General features: G+C 32.1%; 16 protein-coding genes. 11 read left to right on the top strand and 5 right to left on the bottom strand.

Translation table 11 applies throughout. The annotated features are described in order from the left end of the window. Window positions 1-104 precede the first annotated feature (104 nt). On the top strand, window positions 105-716 hold the full coding sequence (locus ACUN28_RS18115) for a hypothetical protein (protein WP_048894630.1): 612 nt from the start codon (window positions 105-107) through the stop codon (window positions 714-716). Window positions 717-1055: 339 nt separating this feature from the next. Here ACUN28_RS18115 and ACUN28_RS18110 read toward each other — a convergent pair whose 3' ends face one another. Both ACUN28_RS18110 and ACUN28_RS18105 read right to left on the bottom strand, forming a co-directional pair. Then, window positions 1056-1481 carry a GIY-YIG nuclease family protein gene (locus tag ACUN28_RS18110; RefSeq protein ID WP_016136676.1) on the bottom strand — a complete coding sequence of 142 codons (426 nt, stop codon included), beginning with the start codon at window positions 1479-1481 and terminating at the stop codon, window positions 1056-1058. 427 nt (window positions 1482-1908) lie between these two features. After that, complete coding sequence (locus ACUN28_RS18105; protein ID WP_016087994.1) at window positions 1909-2103, bottom strand: hypothetical protein; 195 nt, start codon at window positions 2101-2103, stop codon at window positions 1909-1911. A 280-nt stretch (window positions 2104-2383) separates the two neighbouring features. On the opposite strand from ACUN28_RS18105, the gene ACUN28_RS18100 reads away from it, so the two are divergent. The 5 genes from ACUN28_RS18100 (at window position 2384) to ACUN28_RS18080 (ending at window position 6991) form a co-directional block, all read left to right on the top strand. Further along, on the top strand, window positions 2384-3397 hold the full coding sequence (locus tag ACUN28_RS18100; protein ID WP_016087993.1) for a glycoside hydrolase family 25 protein: 1014 nt from the start codon (window positions 2384-2386) through the stop codon (window positions 3395-3397). Between the two features lie 195 nt (window positions 3398-3592). Beyond that, window positions 3593-4444, top strand: a complete 852-nt coding sequence (locus tag ACUN28_RS18095) for a peptidylprolyl isomerase PrsA (protein WP_016087992.1) — start codon at window positions 3593-3595, stop codon at window positions 4442-4444. Between the two features lie 897 nt (window positions 4445-5341). Beyond that, entirely contained in the window at window positions 5342-5560 is a 219-nt protein-coding gene (locus ACUN28_RS18090; protein ID WP_016087991.1) for a hypothetical protein, read from the top strand. 241 nt (window positions 5561-5801) lie between these two features. Then, window positions 5802-6209, top strand: coding sequence for a hypothetical protein (locus ACUN28_RS18085; protein ID WP_016087990.1), 408 nt, complete (start codon window positions 5802-5804; stop codon window positions 6207-6209). Window positions 6210-6655: 446 nt separating this feature from the next. Further along, entirely contained in the window at window positions 6656-6991 is a 336-nt protein-coding gene (locus ACUN28_RS18080; RefSeq protein WP_033660065.1) for a YolD-like family protein, read from the top strand. Between the two features lie 203 nt (window positions 6992-7194). On the opposite strand, the gene gerPF is transcribed toward ACUN28_RS18080, so the two are convergent. Beyond that, the gene (gerPF, locus tag ACUN28_RS18075; protein ID WP_033659688.1) at window positions 7195-7410 is read right to left on the bottom strand and encodes a spore germination protein GerPF; all 216 of its coding nucleotides are present in this window, start codon (window positions 7408-7410) and stop codon (window positions 7195-7197) included. Window positions 7411-7619: 209 nt separating this feature from the next. Between gerPF and ACUN28_RS18070 the strand changes: the two genes are divergently transcribed. The 4 genes from ACUN28_RS18070 to ACUN28_RS18055 all read left to right on the top strand — a co-directional run bounded on the left by ACUN28_RS18070 (window position 7620) and on the right by ACUN28_RS18055 (window position 10259). Further along, window positions 7620-7955 (top strand): hypothetical protein, encoded by a 336-nt coding sequence (locus tag ACUN28_RS18070; protein ID WP_016087987.1) that lies wholly within the window; start codon window positions 7620-7622, stop codon window positions 7953-7955. 309 nt (window positions 7956-8264) lie between these two features. After that, window positions 8265-8972, top strand: coding sequence for an SDR family oxidoreductase (locus tag ACUN28_RS18065; RefSeq protein ID WP_016087986.1), 708 nt, complete (start codon window positions 8265-8267; stop codon window positions 8970-8972). A 204-nt stretch (window positions 8973-9176) separates the two neighbouring features. Then, on the top strand, window positions 9177-9836 hold the full coding sequence (locus ACUN28_RS18060) for a DUF6944 family repetitive protein (RefSeq protein ID WP_016087985.1): 660 nt from the start codon (window positions 9177-9179) through the stop codon (window positions 9834-9836). A 210-nt stretch (window positions 9837-10046) separates the two neighbouring features. After that, on the top strand, window positions 10047-10259 hold the full coding sequence (locus ACUN28_RS18055) for a YqaE/Pmp3 family membrane protein (protein ID WP_016087984.1): 213 nt from the start codon (window positions 10047-10049) through the stop codon (window positions 10257-10259). A 67-nt stretch (window positions 10260-10326) separates the two neighbouring features. On the opposite strand, the gene ACUN28_RS18050 is transcribed toward ACUN28_RS18055, so the two are convergent. Continuing rightward, on the bottom strand, window positions 10327-10536 hold the full coding sequence (locus ACUN28_RS18050; RefSeq protein ID WP_016087983.1) for a KTSC domain-containing protein: 210 nt from the start codon (window positions 10534-10536) through the stop codon (window positions 10327-10329). A 466-nt stretch (window positions 10537-11002) separates the two neighbouring features. On the opposite strand from ACUN28_RS18050, the gene ACUN28_RS18045 reads away from it, so the two are divergent. Continuing rightward, window positions 11003-13504, top strand: coding sequence for a transglycosylase domain-containing protein (locus tag ACUN28_RS18045; RefSeq protein ID WP_016136678.1), 2502 nt, complete (start codon window positions 11003-11005; stop codon window positions 13502-13504). A 79-nt stretch (window positions 13505-13583) separates the two neighbouring features. Here the strand turns inward: ACUN28_RS18045 and ACUN28_RS18040 are convergent, their stop codons facing one another. Continuing rightward, window positions 13584-13865: a hypothetical protein gene (locus tag ACUN28_RS18040; protein ID WP_016087981.1), complete on the bottom strand. Its 282-nt coding sequence runs from the start codon at window positions 13863-13865 to the stop codon at window positions 13584-13586. Window positions 13866-14078 lie beyond the last annotated feature (213 nt).

Below are 14078 nucleotides of genomic sequence, written 5' to 3'. Positions count from 1 at the left end.
CGAGTATACAGAAGATAAAGGATAATCCCTGCCGAAATGGTAGGGGTTTTTTTATTCTATTAAAAATAGTATCAGTTTGTCCAAACGATTCTAATCTATGTTACATATTATGTAATCATAAATTTAAGGGGGGATTTACTACGCCATACTATTACTGTAAGTATTGTCAAGGTTATAAAAAGAAAAGTCATGATTGTTTTAGAAAAAATAGTCAATGTGATAGAAAGTATGTAAAAGTGAATTGTTGTGATGATAAGAAAGAAAAGCTTGTAAGAGCGTCTGCATTTAGAGCTGTTAATACAATGAATCAACTTGTTCCGGAAAATACTTCTGTTAAAGTATTATTTCAAAATGAACAGTTTGATCTAGCGAACGAATATAATCCAGCAACATCTATTTTTATTCCAAAGACTAGAGGGGTATATAGTGTACTAGGAAATATAACATTCTCTCCAAATGATTTTAATGTAAATTACAGAGCTAGAGTTGAAATTCGTGTGAATGGAAATCCAGCAATAGCGATAGATAATGATTTCTTTGGGACAGGGGTATTTTTTAATAATGATGTTTCAGTAACTTCTATTCTTCAATTAGAAGCAGGGGATTCAGTTGAAGTTTTTGCTGAGAGTAGTGTTGCTGGCGTAATTGTACAAAATGTTAATGGTTTGAATACTGTTCACTTTGAAGCGGCAAGATTCCCTTCTCCAACTGAATAATGAAGATAATAAAACATTTTTTGTAGGTTTAGTTAATCCCCTTCACCAAATGGTGGGGGATTATTATTGTTTTTCTAAAATATATGGGTAAATGGACCTCCTTAAGTATATAAAGAATTTTAATATATTGTTGGTCAATTTAGTAGCTAGATGATGATTGAATCAATATACAAATGTAACAGAGGTCAGTTTAAATGAAAAAGAGCATGACATGGCGATCAAGCGCTTTTCTCAATGGCGAAGAATAGATCTGTATGTTGCCTTGTTATACGTCAAAAACCACAGCGGACTTTAGGGGTAGGAGCGTCAAACTCTTTTAAACTAATTTATAATCTGAGTTCATACCCATTCATAGTACTGAGTAGTTATTTTTTTATCAATTAATCCTCTTTGTCCAAAGCCGATAACTTCTAAATTTTCTCTACCTATATAGTAATTCGTACATTGGGTGTTTTCTAGTGGAGTATGCCAAGAAATTAAAAGTGCTTCTACATCTAATAATTTTTGTTCAGAATATTTACCGCCATTAGGAAATTCTAAAATCCCTAACCTTACATGGATTCCTCTTGCTCCATGAATCCAATCTTTGTAATGTTCATTTAATCGCTTCGAAAAACTTCTTTTTGTTTTTCCAATGTATAGTAATTTTTCTTTTCCACGATACACTCTATAAATTGTATATATCCCCTTTGAAAAAGCTTCTTCATAATGATTGATTTCAGATAAATTATAAAGTTTAGACCACCTAATATGTACAACAGTCATACATTTCACCTTTTTATCAAGATATTAAAATAAAATAAATTAACTCATTTCAATTTCTCAAAAATCGAAAGAAAATGCAAGAATTATAGTGAACGTATAATAAATAAATGAGTACTGTTGAGTACACATTGATTAGATTGTTTATAAACAGTGAGTGGGTGGGTTTACCACTCATGAAATATAAAAGTGAACAGGTTTATATGTATAGAATGAGGGATAAATAAAAAAAGAGCATACATAAAAAGTACGCTCTAAAGAAAGATAGGTTTTATGAGTGGATAATCTCCATACATTAATATATGCTCGGTTCATAAAAACGTGTAAAAAATCAATAGATTATCAATGGAATATCATGAAATGAGTAATTTTAATCTATTATTGAAGTCGTTTAGCTAACCAAATTGTAAGGATTGTGAATAGGAACGGATTAACAATTGGATAATGATCGCACTTCAGTTTCGTATTTCTTATAGTTTGGATATTGCGTAATAGTTTGACATTTAGGTGTGGAAAGTTGATTAATTATAGACACATTTGTAATTACCTCGTTACAAGGACCGAAAAATGTAACTTTTAGTTTTGAATTTGGTGGAACTTTGAACAAGATAGGTTTTTTTTTCATGAAATCAGCTCCTAAGATGCAGTATTGTATACTGCGATTTTTCGTTTAGATTATAAAGGCGTATTAATATAATATGAAAATTTAGTTGAGTTGATAATGATATGGAGTTTTATAGTGTGATCAGAATGTGGAAAATTAGTAGAAACTTAATTAAAAGACTGTATATTTTGAAAAACAATATAGATTTTCTTTATTTATATTATAGATAGCTAGTATTAGGCATAAGGGGCTTTCAATAAAACGATCTTTGAATATGATAATAAAAAGGAGTGAAATTGTAATGGGGTATATTATAGATATTTCAAAATGGAATGGAACTATTAATTGGGATATTGCAGCATCTTGGCTAGATTTAGTTATTGCTAGAGTTCAAGATGGCTCGAATACGGTAGATTTTATGTATCAAAATTATGTGAATGAAATGAAGAAACGCAGTATTTCATTTGGTAATTATGCATTTTGCCGTTTTATATCTATTGCTGATGCCAGGAAAGAGGCACAAGATTTTTGGAGTCGTGGTGATAAATCTGCTAAATTTTGGGTGGTGGACGTAGAAGTTCAAACGATGATGGATATGCAAGGGGGGACACAGGCTTTTATAGATGAATTACGCCGTTTAGGTGCAAAAAAAGTAGGGCTATATGTGGGGCATCACACGTATGTATCATTTGGAGCACGTAATATTGAAGCTGATTTTGTATGGATACCTCGTTATGGAGGGAATAAGCCAGCATATCCGTGCGATATTTGGCAATATACTGATTCGGGAAATGTTCCTGGTATTGGGAAATGTGATTTGAATCAATTAATAGGAAATAAGTCGCTTTCTTGGTTTATAGATTCAGATCAAGTAAATCAATCTATTCAATCTAACAAAGAGAATACACAGCAATCAAATGGTATTGGTATTGCGATTTCAAAATATCCAGATGGATATGGCATAAACTTATATGAAAATCCTGCGAATCCGCAGTTTACAGGTACAATCACTCAAAAAACGCCATATTTAGTCTTACATGGTTATTGGGGAGGTGCCGATAAAGATATGATTTGCTTGGGGAACGATAAGCAGTGGGTATATGAAAAATATTTTGATGTGAAATGGTTTTATGCATCCTCAAAATATCCTGTTGGGTACGAAGTAAATTACTATGCAGAGCCTGAATGTATAAATTATAAAGGTAATATTGATGGATCAAAATCTTTTCGTGTGTGGGGAAGAGCCAAAAATGCGGTAGATATCGGAAAAAATAATTGGATACTGGAAGAACATGTAACGATTAAGTATGTATAAGTAGCTAAAATGTTTTTAGGAATACGCAAAGGGTCATATTACTGATACATAGTAAGATGACCTTTAATATTTGAACAAAAAGAGCATGATACATAGTTTTTTCAAATGAAATGAATTACATGTGGAAAACACATTGTTTACACAAGTGTATCGTATAGTTATTCTTGTATAATAATAAAAGTGAGGTATTTTGAATTGAAAAAGAAAAAACTATTTTTAGGAACAATTATTTCATGCGTAGTACTGGCATTATCTGCATGTGGTTCCTCAGACAACGTAGTAACATCAAAAGTAGGAAATGTTACAGAGAAAGAGTTAAGTAAAGAATTAAGACAAAAATATGGGGAAAGTACTTTATATCAAATGGTGTTAAGTAAGGCGTTGCTAGATAAATATAAAGTTTCAGATGAAGAAGCAAAAAAACAAGTAGAAGAAGCAAAAGATAAAATGGGTGACAACTTCAAATCGACTTTAGAGCGAGTTGGGTTAAAAAATGAAGATGAATTAAAAGAAAAAATGAAGCCAGAAATTGCATTTGAGAAAGCGATTAAAGCGACTGTCACAGAAAAAGATGTAAAAGATAACTATAAACCAGAAATGAAGGTAAGTCACATTTTAGTGAAAGATGAAAAGACTGCTAAAGAAGTGAAAGAGAAAGTAAATAATGGTGAAGATTTTGCGGCTTTAGTGAAGCAATACTCAGAGGATACTGGTTCAAAGGAACAAGGCGGAGAAATAACTGGTTTTGCTCCAGGACAAACGGCGAAAGAATTTGAGGAAGCTGTGTATAAATTAGATGCAGGACAAGTAAGCGATCCGGTAAAAACAACTTATGGTTACCATATTATTAAAGTGACGGATAAAAAAGAATTGAAGCCATTTGATGAAGTGAAAGATAAAATTCGTAAAGATTTAGAACAGCAAAGACTACAAGATACGACAGGTAAATGGAAGCAACAAATAGTCAATGATTTATTGAAAGATGCTAATATTAAGGTTAACGATAAAGAATTTAAAGATACATTTGAATTTCTAGAAAAGAAATAATGACTGTAACTATAATTAGAAAAGGGAACCTATGTAGGTTCCCTTTTCTAGTTAGTGTGTGAGTTATAAATAGATAGTAAGACAATACAATATTACATTTAAATATTAAGAATTACAATGGAAAATTATGGTTTTTAAAAAGACGGATAATAAGTACTTCATATAATGTTGATATTATAATATTTTAATTGATTAATTTGATTGAAGTGGATAAACATAGTTTGAAGAATGATACATGGTGTATAAGCAAAGAAGAGCCTGATATGGCTCTCAGGCTCTTCTCTCAATAGCAAAGAATAAGTCTTTTAATTATTCTTCTACTATAGAATACACTAAAAATGTCTGTTTGTGTAGAAAAATGTCGAAAAAAATTTGTGTATCATATTGCAAGAGCAATGGAAGTGAAAACACTATTTGAATAGGGAGGAAATAGGGTCTTCTTTAAAAATATATTTGCTTCATTATCGTTAGTAAATCCGGATTATGCTCAATTGTATGTAATTGATTTAAAAGAAGAAGGATTAGGGCGTAGCGAATATAAAAAATCAAAGAAACATCGGAGCCATGGCATGATACTGAGCGTCATGGAGAAAATAAAAGAGTATAGAAAGTACATGAAAGAATGTGCAACAAGAACATTGTTCATACAAATGAAAAGGGCTGGTATTTCATTCTGAAATAGCCATAAACAAATTGGAACAAACTAATCTAAAATACTCATAAAATCATCGGTGATACATACAATAGTATTGAGAATATATTGACGCTATAGGAAGTGAAAAGCAGAGCATTCTATTAAGATGGATGTTCTTTTTAGTATGGAATTTTTATGGGAAAGAATGAATACTTTTAAATGAATTATTGAATTGATAAATAATTCATATAGGGGGAGAAAATGTGAAAGTAATTTTTCAAAGAGAAGGTGGAGGGAAGATTTTTGAATCGTATGATGAAGATATAAGTAACCTATTAGTTATTTTAAAAGAAACGAAAGGGATTAAGATCGGGATGGTTGAGTATGAAGTATTAAAATATGAATTAGAGTATTTTCGTAACCCCAAAAAAACAGTGACAGAGAGGGAATTACATATAATAGTACAACCAAAATATATGTAATAATAAGAGGAAATTATGTATTTTTAAACAGTTTTATATAGTATGTACGAAAAGAGAGTGTTTAAATTGCTCTCTTTTCATAGAAATTTTGTGAGTTCGTTCTTCATAATGTATGCTTTCATTTATAGATGGGTTAATAAAATCAAAAATTTAAAACCTTTTAGTTTAGGCAGGAATTTTATATTTAAGTAGATAAATGTTTATATAAAGTATTTTTTATACGAATATGGGAGGAGTAAAAATGAGTTTAGCAAGTTATATAGGATGCAATGTAGAAATTCCGTTAACGGATCCAGATTCTAATGATGTAATTGTTTTTGGACCGTGCTTTTCAGATGAAAGTATGCTTGAAATTGTACAAGAGTTTCAATTTCAAACAAATTACACGTATGAAGTTTCAACGAGTTGGGGCATTGAACTTGTTGAGTGGCAAAATGAAAGGGAGAAGAAAGAAGCTAAAAAAAAGCTATTAGCTTTATGCTCGATTATGGAAGGATATTTAAATGATGGGGACTATTTTGAATTATTCAGTTGTTGGGTTGGTGATGAAGATAAAGAACGAGTGGGAGAATTAAAATTAAAAATAAATCATATTAATATAGATGAACTTTGTATTCCGGAAAGAACACTTGTCAGGATAGAAAAATAAATATAGAAATATACGATATTAGAAAAAGCGACTTCACTTTGTATGAAGTCGCTTTTTTAGTTGATAGGTGAACGTCCTATTAAATAAGAAGTGAAAAGCTTATTTGATGAAGAAAAAATAAATGATGGATAAATCATTTCAAAAGAACGTAGGTTCGTGTATAATTAGAACGAATGTTCCTGTAGGTATAGATAGTATAAGAGTTAGAAATAAAATGAAACTTTAATTAGCAGGGTGTTCATCCTCCGCTAATTATTAGTTTTCACCAATTAAGCGTTTACGGGCAATTGATTTTCGTCTTACCGTCCTCGCATATAGCGAATTTTGAGGTAAGGGCTTCACTACCTGTTAATGCGGGATAAAATATGAGCCTAGCAATTATTAATGAATAATTGAGGAACAATGTGTGTGAAATAGAGTGGATAAATGATCAAGGAGATAAAGAAATGAATGATGTAAAGGTGCAAAAAGAAAAAAGAGAATGGGTTCCATTTACAGTAATGTCGGAACAGTTGTTAAGTATACAAAAGGTTATTGGAGAGAAATTTAAAGTACAAAAACCGCTCTTAACAAACGAAGCAAAAGAGGGAATTTCTGATAAATTATTAACGTCATTATTGTCTGAGAAAGAAATATTGGTGACATATTTTGAAGATGGCTACATCCTTACAAGTTATATGACAGTTGTGCATATAAACCCGCTAAAGCACAGTGTAATATGTACTGACGCATTTTATAAAACTTACGTATTTCATACTTCGGATATTATTGAAATAACATAAAGGAAGCTGAAATTTAAATTTTAGCTTCCTTTATGTTATGTTAGATGAGGAATAGAAAAATGAAACGAAAAAGCAGCTAGCTTCATACTAGCTGCTAAGCCCCAGGGAAAGGGAGAAAAAGATAGGGTACTATAGCTGTGTAACAGCCTGATTATAGTATGGACAAATTTAAAATTCTTAAACAGAACGATGAAAAAATAGGACTAGGCTGTACCCACTTGGTTTTGATCTGCAAGGTCAGAATCAAACGTATTAGTCGCGCTCACGCCATTAAAAGTATTAACAACAAAACCAACGTTTGAAGCACCAGATCCATTATAAGCCTTCGTATTTTCTTTCGGAGAAACGTTGTAGAAATCACCTAAGTTAAATGAACCGTTACTATTTTGTACAACTAAATTCCCTACAATTGAGGGCATAGTTTTCACCCGCTTTACAATCATTTGTTAACACTACTATATGGCCTTATAGTCCAAATGGTTCATGTAACAAAAATTGTGGAATAGTAAAACGTTTGAAGTGTAGCTTAATCCCACAATAAAAGTATGTTAAAATTTATGTAAGGCTGAGTAATCAAAAATAACAATTGTATAATTAATATATACGAAATCAGAGGAGGCAAAATGTAATGAATAATGTTATAAAAAAAGTAGATTTAACAGATGCAAAATCAAGTAATCTTGTTGCACTTATTTATAGCAATGAAGTTATATTGATTGAAGAAGCATTTTGTCCAAATGAAATAAAATTAAAGTTTAATGAAATTGCAATTATATCGGCTATTAAAACAGCACATATAATGAAAGTATCCATCAGAAAAGAACTGGAAGCAATTTTTCATGACACTGGTGTTTTATTTGTGAAGCATAGTGTTGATTATGGTAACAGTCAATCTATCACTATGCATTTTGAACAATTCCAAAAGTTGCAACATGAGATTGAGAATTTATATAAAAGTATGTAATAAGACTAGATGAAGATTCTTACATAGAGGTGAACTGTTCTATGTTGAAAAAATGGTATAAAATTTTTTCGAATGAATCCCACTGTAAACATAAATATAGTTTTATTAAAATGCAGAAAAGAGAAGCTAAAATTTAAAAGCAATAACAAAATAAATAATGATTTTTTTGATATATAAGAAAGAGTAACTGTTATGGTTACTCTTTTTGTTTATATAAAAACTATTACTAAAGTATGAAATGAGTTGATACTTTAGTAAATGGCTGAATGAAAAGGAAGAGTGTACAATGTTGTAAAGGAGGAGAGGTACGTGACGCGAAACGACATTAGAAAGATTGTAATTATTACAGGAGTGACACAAGGATTAGGCCGTGCAATGGTTGATCGATTTCATGAATTGGGATGGAATATATATGGCTGTGGACGTTCAAAAGATAAAATTGAAGAACTGAAAAAATATTACGGTAATACACATGATTTTCAAATAATTGATGTTTCAGATTCTCAACAAGTAAGTAGTTGGGCAAATTATATACTCAACAGACATAGAGCACCTGATTTGTTAATAAATAATGCATCGATTGTTAATAAAAATGCACAATTGTGGAAAATAACCGCTCGAGAATTCGAAAATATAATGAATGTAAACGTAAACGGTGTAGTAAATGTAATAAGAGCGTTTGTCCCAGCGATGGTAGCTAGGAAAGAAGGAATTATTATTAATATGAGTTCTAGTTGGGGGAGAGAGGGGGAAGCTGAGCTTGCGCCATATTGTGCCTCAAAGTTTGCAATTGAAGGTATCACGAAATCTATGGCACTTGAATTGCCCTATGGTATGGCTGTTGTGGCTTTAGATCCGGGCGGAAGTATTAGCACCCCAATGCTGTATTCATGTGCACCACAGTATGTAAAAGAATCACCCACACCTGAAATTTGGTCACATTATGCGATACAATATATATTGAATATAACAATAGATAAAAATGGGGCTTCATTGACATGTCCAGATTGTATGTAAATATTTATTGAATTGTATAAGTATTTTTTAATTAGCATATTTTTAGTGCACACACCATGTATAAAAAAGTACCTTAAAGGTGCTTTTTTATATGATTAATACATTATAGAATGCACAAAATTACATATAGAAAATAAATATGGGATAAAGGATACCATTTGTGTATTTCGAAAGCACTAGAAAATTTCTAAATAGGTGATCAGAATGAATCCAAGCGGTTTAAAGGTGACAGGAGCATGGTTTCAAGTAGGAGGAAATCTTACAGCGGCTATTGGGACGACAAGAGGGTTTATCGGAGAAGAGAAAGTTGAATCGGATCTTGTAATTGTAGGAAGCTCATTACAAGCCCTCGGGTATATATTACAAATTATAGCGAGTAATAATACCGAAGATGAAGGTGAAAAAGAAAATCAAAATATTTGTTTGGAGAATAAAAGTGAAATGCTTGATAAAATGGGCATTGAGTTATTAGCATTAGGGAATATATCAAATGTAATAGGAACATATTTTAATATAAATGAACAATTGAAAGAGAATGATTTTCTCATAATTGTCGGAAACAGTTTACAATCAATTGGAGCTTTTTTAGGAGTAGAAGCAGCTTTGCTGGAGATGAAAGCAATACAGAGAATTATAATACTAGGCAATTCTCTGCAAAGTTTAGGCGCTGGACTTCAAGCGTATCAAGGTATTGTTAATGTATCGAAGAATGGAATAGAAAATGAAGATCATATGATTAATAAAAAGAACGAGAGGATAATAGCTCTCATTGGTATTTGGATACAAGCAATAGGAACTATTATTTCTGCGATTGGATTAACTATAATAGAGAACGAAGAAAGATTAGAAAAAATAAAAATATGAAAATGCTCGTTTAATAAAGGTAGAGAAATTTCAATTTTACATAAGTGGTAAGATTGAAGTAGTAGGTTTTTGGGTATATGAATAGAATATATATAAGAGTAGAAAAGTTTTTCATGCTTAATTGAAATTTATGAAAGACAAAAAATAATTGGTTTTGTTAGTGTATGAAAAGAAGAGAGATAAAAAATACAAAAAAGGAGTTTTCAAGAGATGATGTATGTATTGGCAATTCTTCTACCACCTGTAGCCGTATTATTTTGTGGAAAACCAGTTCAAGCAATAATTAATTTCATATTAACATTAATATTTTGGGTTCCAGGGGTTATACATGCGATATTAGTTGTACATGATAAAAAAGCAGATCGGCGTTTAAAAAAACAAATTCAAGCATATGATGAAATTAATAAGAGGAATAGAAGATAGCTGAGTCGTGAATTTATTTTAAAAAGAAAGGGGGGACTACCTCCTTTCTTTTTTATGCTGTTGAAGTTTAAATTTTAGTGTAGCGGAAAGAATTTTTAATATAAGTATTGTGATAATTAGTTTTAGAGTATGCGTTTAATAGACCGGTGTAAATGTTTTCAGGCACGTCAAAGAAATCATACATTGCATTCTTTAATTGGATGCGTAAAATCATAGAAAAAGGATTATAGCCAACAGCAACTATATTTTTTGAAATCACGGGAGATAGTTCCATCATTGCGCAACTCCTCACTTTTCATTTTTAATAATTTCTTGTAGATGTTGAGGTTGTGGTGTTGAAATCCTTATAATTAAAGAGGTATTATACTTATATGCAATATATTAAATGTTCGTTATACGTAATTATAAGGAAGTTCACACGAAGTACATATCGTTGTGCTATTTTTATTTCACCTTTGATTTATAAATAAGAAAATATTGACCATTTGAAAAAAAGGTATATTATTTATACGAGGTATTAAAAATTCACTTTTTACATTCTATGCTTAAAGGGGCAGCATTATTAGGGAAAATAAAAGTGAAAATACTTTGTATAAGAAGTATTCTAAAATTTATAATCTGTGAATTGGGAAAATATTGAATGCTCCAGGTCAATATACTTTCTGAATTAAATTTATTTTAGAAAGTGACCTCAATATTTTGAAGTAAATCAACGGGAGAATTGAAAGGCAGGAGAAAGTAACATGTCAGAAAATTATCGTTCTCGAGAGGAGCGACGACAAGTTAAAAAGAAAAAACAGCCAGCTTCTAAAACACAAAAACCAAAAGGTAAAACATCATTCTTTCGCAAGTTTTTAATTACTTGTTTATTACTTGGTATTATTGGTTTAGTGGGGGGGGTTGCTACCTTTTTCGTAATGATTAAGGATGCACCAAAACTTGAGAAAGCAAAACTTGTTAATCCGTTATCCTCAAAAATTTATGATAAAAATGGCGATTTGGTATATGAATACGGGAAAGAAAAACGGACGAATGTTACGTATGATCAAATTCCTAAATTAGTAGAAAATGCATTTTTAGCAACAGAAGATGCACGTTTTTACGAACATAGCGGAGTAGACTTTAAAGGTACTGCCCGTGCTGTTTTGGTAAGTCTTAAAGGAGATTACGGTTCACAAGGTGGAAGTACGATAACACAGCAGGTTATTAAAAACTACTTCTTATCGATGGAAAAAACATCAAAACGTAAGGTTCAGGAAATATATTTAGCTTATAAGCTAGAACAACAATATTCAAAACATGAAATTTTAGAAATGTATTTAAATAAAATTAATTTAGGAAATCGTTCATATGGAATTGCAACAGCAGCACAAAACTACTATGGTAAAGAATTGAAAGATTTAACATTACCAGAAGTTGCGATGCTTGCAGGTTTACCGAAAGCACCAAATAACTATGATCCATCGAAACCAGAAAATGTTCAAAGGGCAACAGAAAGAAGAGATGTTGTACTAAAATTAATGAACCGACATGGTTATATTACAAAGGCAGAAATGGAAGAAGCATCGAAAGTACCAGTGGATAAAAATATTAAGAGTGCAGCTGAGCTACAAGCGATGCCATATCCTGCATTTATGGATGCAGTAGTGAAAGAAGTAGAAAAGGAAATACCAGATGTAAATATTGGATCTGACGGTTTAGAAATTCATACAACATTGGATCCAAAAGCACAGAAGTTGGCTGATAATATTTTAAATACAAATATTATTGATTATCCAAATGAGAAATTCCAAGGTGCTTTCACATTTATGGATACGAAAACAGGTGAGGTTCGTGCTATAGGCAGTGGTCGTGGTGAAAATAAAGCAGTATTTAAAGGGCATAATATGGCGATTGAATTAGATCGTGCAGCCGGTTCAACTATGAAGCCGATCTTTGATTACGGTCCTGCAATTGAATACTTAAAATGGGCTACTTATCATCAAATTGATGATTCTCCATTTAAATATTCAACTGGACAAGAACTTCGAAATGCGGACAGAAGTCATTTAGGTCCAATTACTATGCGTGAAGCGTTAAAAATGTCACGTAACGTTCCAGCAGTTAAAACTGCAAAAGAAGTAGGACTTAATAAATCGAAGGAATTCTCTGAGAAATTAGGTATTACATTTAATAAAGCGCCGGCAGAATCTACAGCTATTGGTACAAACGAAGTATCACCAACTGAAATAGCGGGTGCTTATGCGACATTTGGTAATAGTGGAAAGTATACGAAACCGCATTTTGTTAAGAAAGTAGTTTATCCAGACGGAAAGTCACAAAGTTTTGGACAAAAACCAAAACAAGTTATAGCTGACTCTACAGCATATATGATTACTGATATGCTTCGCTCAGTGGTGACATCAGGTACTGGTACAGCGGCAAATATTAGTTCTTTAGATGTAGCTGGTAAAACGGGTACAACAAACTATGATTCAAAACAATTAGCGAAATTTAATATTCCAGAAAGTGCAACTCGTGATAGTTGGTTTGCAGGTTATACGCCGCAATATACGATGGCAGTATGGACTGGGTATATGAAAGATGGTAAAGACGAGTATATTAGTAGTAAAAATACGAAAATTGCACAATTGATCTTTAAAGAAATGATGAGTGAAATGGCTACAGATAAATCACGCTTTAAAATGCCAAGTACTGTTATTCAAGAAGGTAGTGAGTTACGTATAAAAGGTGAAAAACGTGATTCTTCTCCAAATACGAGCGTACCGGATACAACGGAACAACCAAAACAAGATCAACAGCAAAAAACTGAAGAAGAGAAAAAGCAAGAAGAATTAAAGAAACAAGAAGAACTGAAAAAACAAGAAGAACAAAAGCAACAAGATGAACTTAAGAAGCAAGAAGAACAAAAGAAACTAGAAGAGCAAAAGAAACAAGAAGAACAAAAGAAACAAAATGAACAAAATAACGGAAATGGCCAAGGAACGACACCTCCAGCAAATAACGGAGGAGGCCAAGGAACGACACCTCCAGCAAATAATGGAGGAGGCCAAGGAACGACACCTCCAGCAAATAACGGAGGAGGTCAAGGAACGACACCTCCAGCAAATAACGGAGGAGGTCAAGGAAATACGACACCTCCAGCAAATAATGGAGGGGGGCAAGGTAATACAACTCCACCAGCGACGACACAACCAGATACTGGCGGGAATGCAGGAGAGGCCCCTGCTAATAATGGGCAATAAGAAAATTTTATAAAAAGTACAAAAAAGCACTTAAGATTTGTAAACATTACAATCTTAAGTGCTTTTTTATCGTTTAAATTTAAATGTTAAAAGTACCATAGAAATTTTGAAAATAAATTGATGGAAAATGATAAAAGACTTGAGTCGGAGGCAATGGAGTATAACTGGGGTTGTAAAAGGTAGTACTACTTGGATGTGCGCCATGATGCCAAAATGAGGGGGTAACTTGACCGGGAATTTGATATTGTTGCCAAGTTGCGGGAAGTTCAATACCGACATCGGAACTAGCTGTATGAGTGGCGGGAACGTGTATCCCAGGAGTCGAAGGAACTACGGCAGTTACTCTTGAAGATACCCACATAACATAATCACTCCTAAGTTGTGATAATAACAGTAGTATATTCTTTTCACACAGATAAAGGTACATATAGATAGGACTTTAGGCTAAGGTATACGTATAAAGTTGTAAGACCAATTTAAATTGATTGTAGACCATTTATTATAAAAAGATACGTCTATTTACGGAGGGAAAAGTGACCGGGAAAATGTAAAATGGAGGTGTTAATTGCAATAA

The sequence above is a fragment of the Bacillus sp. WC2507 genome (genome assembly GCF_052656125.1).
This window is presented reverse-complemented; position numbering and strand designations above follow the sequence as displayed.

What these genes read in the sequence shown, in the direction of transcription:
- ACUN28_RS18110 (WP_016136676.1), bottom strand. Translation starts at nt 1,481, where the DNA reads ATGACTGTTGTACATATTAGGTGGTCTAAACTTTATAATTTATCTGAA.
- ACUN28_RS18105 (WP_016087994.1), bottom strand. Translation starts at nt 2,103, where the DNA reads ATGAAAAAAAAACCTATCTTGTTCAAAGTTCCACCAAATTCAAAACTA.
- ACUN28_RS18100 (WP_016087993.1), top strand. Translation starts at nt 2,384, where the DNA reads ATGGGGTATATTATAGATATTTCAAAATGGAATGGAACTATTAATTGG.
- ACUN28_RS18085 (WP_016087990.1), top strand. Translation starts at nt 5,802, where the DNA reads ATGAGTTTAGCAAGTTATATAGGATGCAATGTAGAAATTCCGTTAACG.
- ACUN28_RS18080 (WP_033660065.1), top strand. Translation starts at nt 6,656, where the DNA reads ATGAATGATGTAAAGGTGCAAAAAGAAAAAAGAGAATGGGTTCCATTT.
- gerPF (WP_033659688.1), bottom strand. Translation starts at nt 7,410, where the DNA reads ATGCCCTCAATTGTAGGGAATTTAGTTGTACAAAATAGTAACGGTTCA.
- ACUN28_RS18070 (WP_016087987.1), top strand. Translation starts at nt 7,620, where the DNA reads ATGAATAATGTTATAAAAAAAGTAGATTTAACAGATGCAAAATCAAGT.
- ACUN28_RS18060 (WP_016087985.1), top strand. Translation starts at nt 9,177, where the DNA reads ATGAATCCAAGCGGTTTAAAGGTGACAGGAGCATGGTTTCAAGTAGGA.
- ACUN28_RS18055 (WP_016087984.1), top strand. Translation starts at nt 10,047, where the DNA reads ATGATGTATGTATTGGCAATTCTTCTACCACCTGTAGCCGTATTATTT.
- ACUN28_RS18050 (WP_016087983.1), bottom strand. Translation starts at nt 10,536, where the DNA reads ATGATGGAACTATCTCCCGTGATTTCAAAAAATATAGTTGCTGTTGGC.
- ACUN28_RS18045 (WP_016136678.1), top strand. Translation starts at nt 11,003, where the DNA reads ATGTCAGAAAATTATCGTTCTCGAGAGGAGCGACGACAAGTTAAAAAG.
- ACUN28_RS18040 (WP_016087981.1), bottom strand. Translation starts at nt 13,865, where the DNA reads ATGTGGGTATCTTCAAGAGTAACTGCCGTAGTTCCTTCGACTCCTGGG.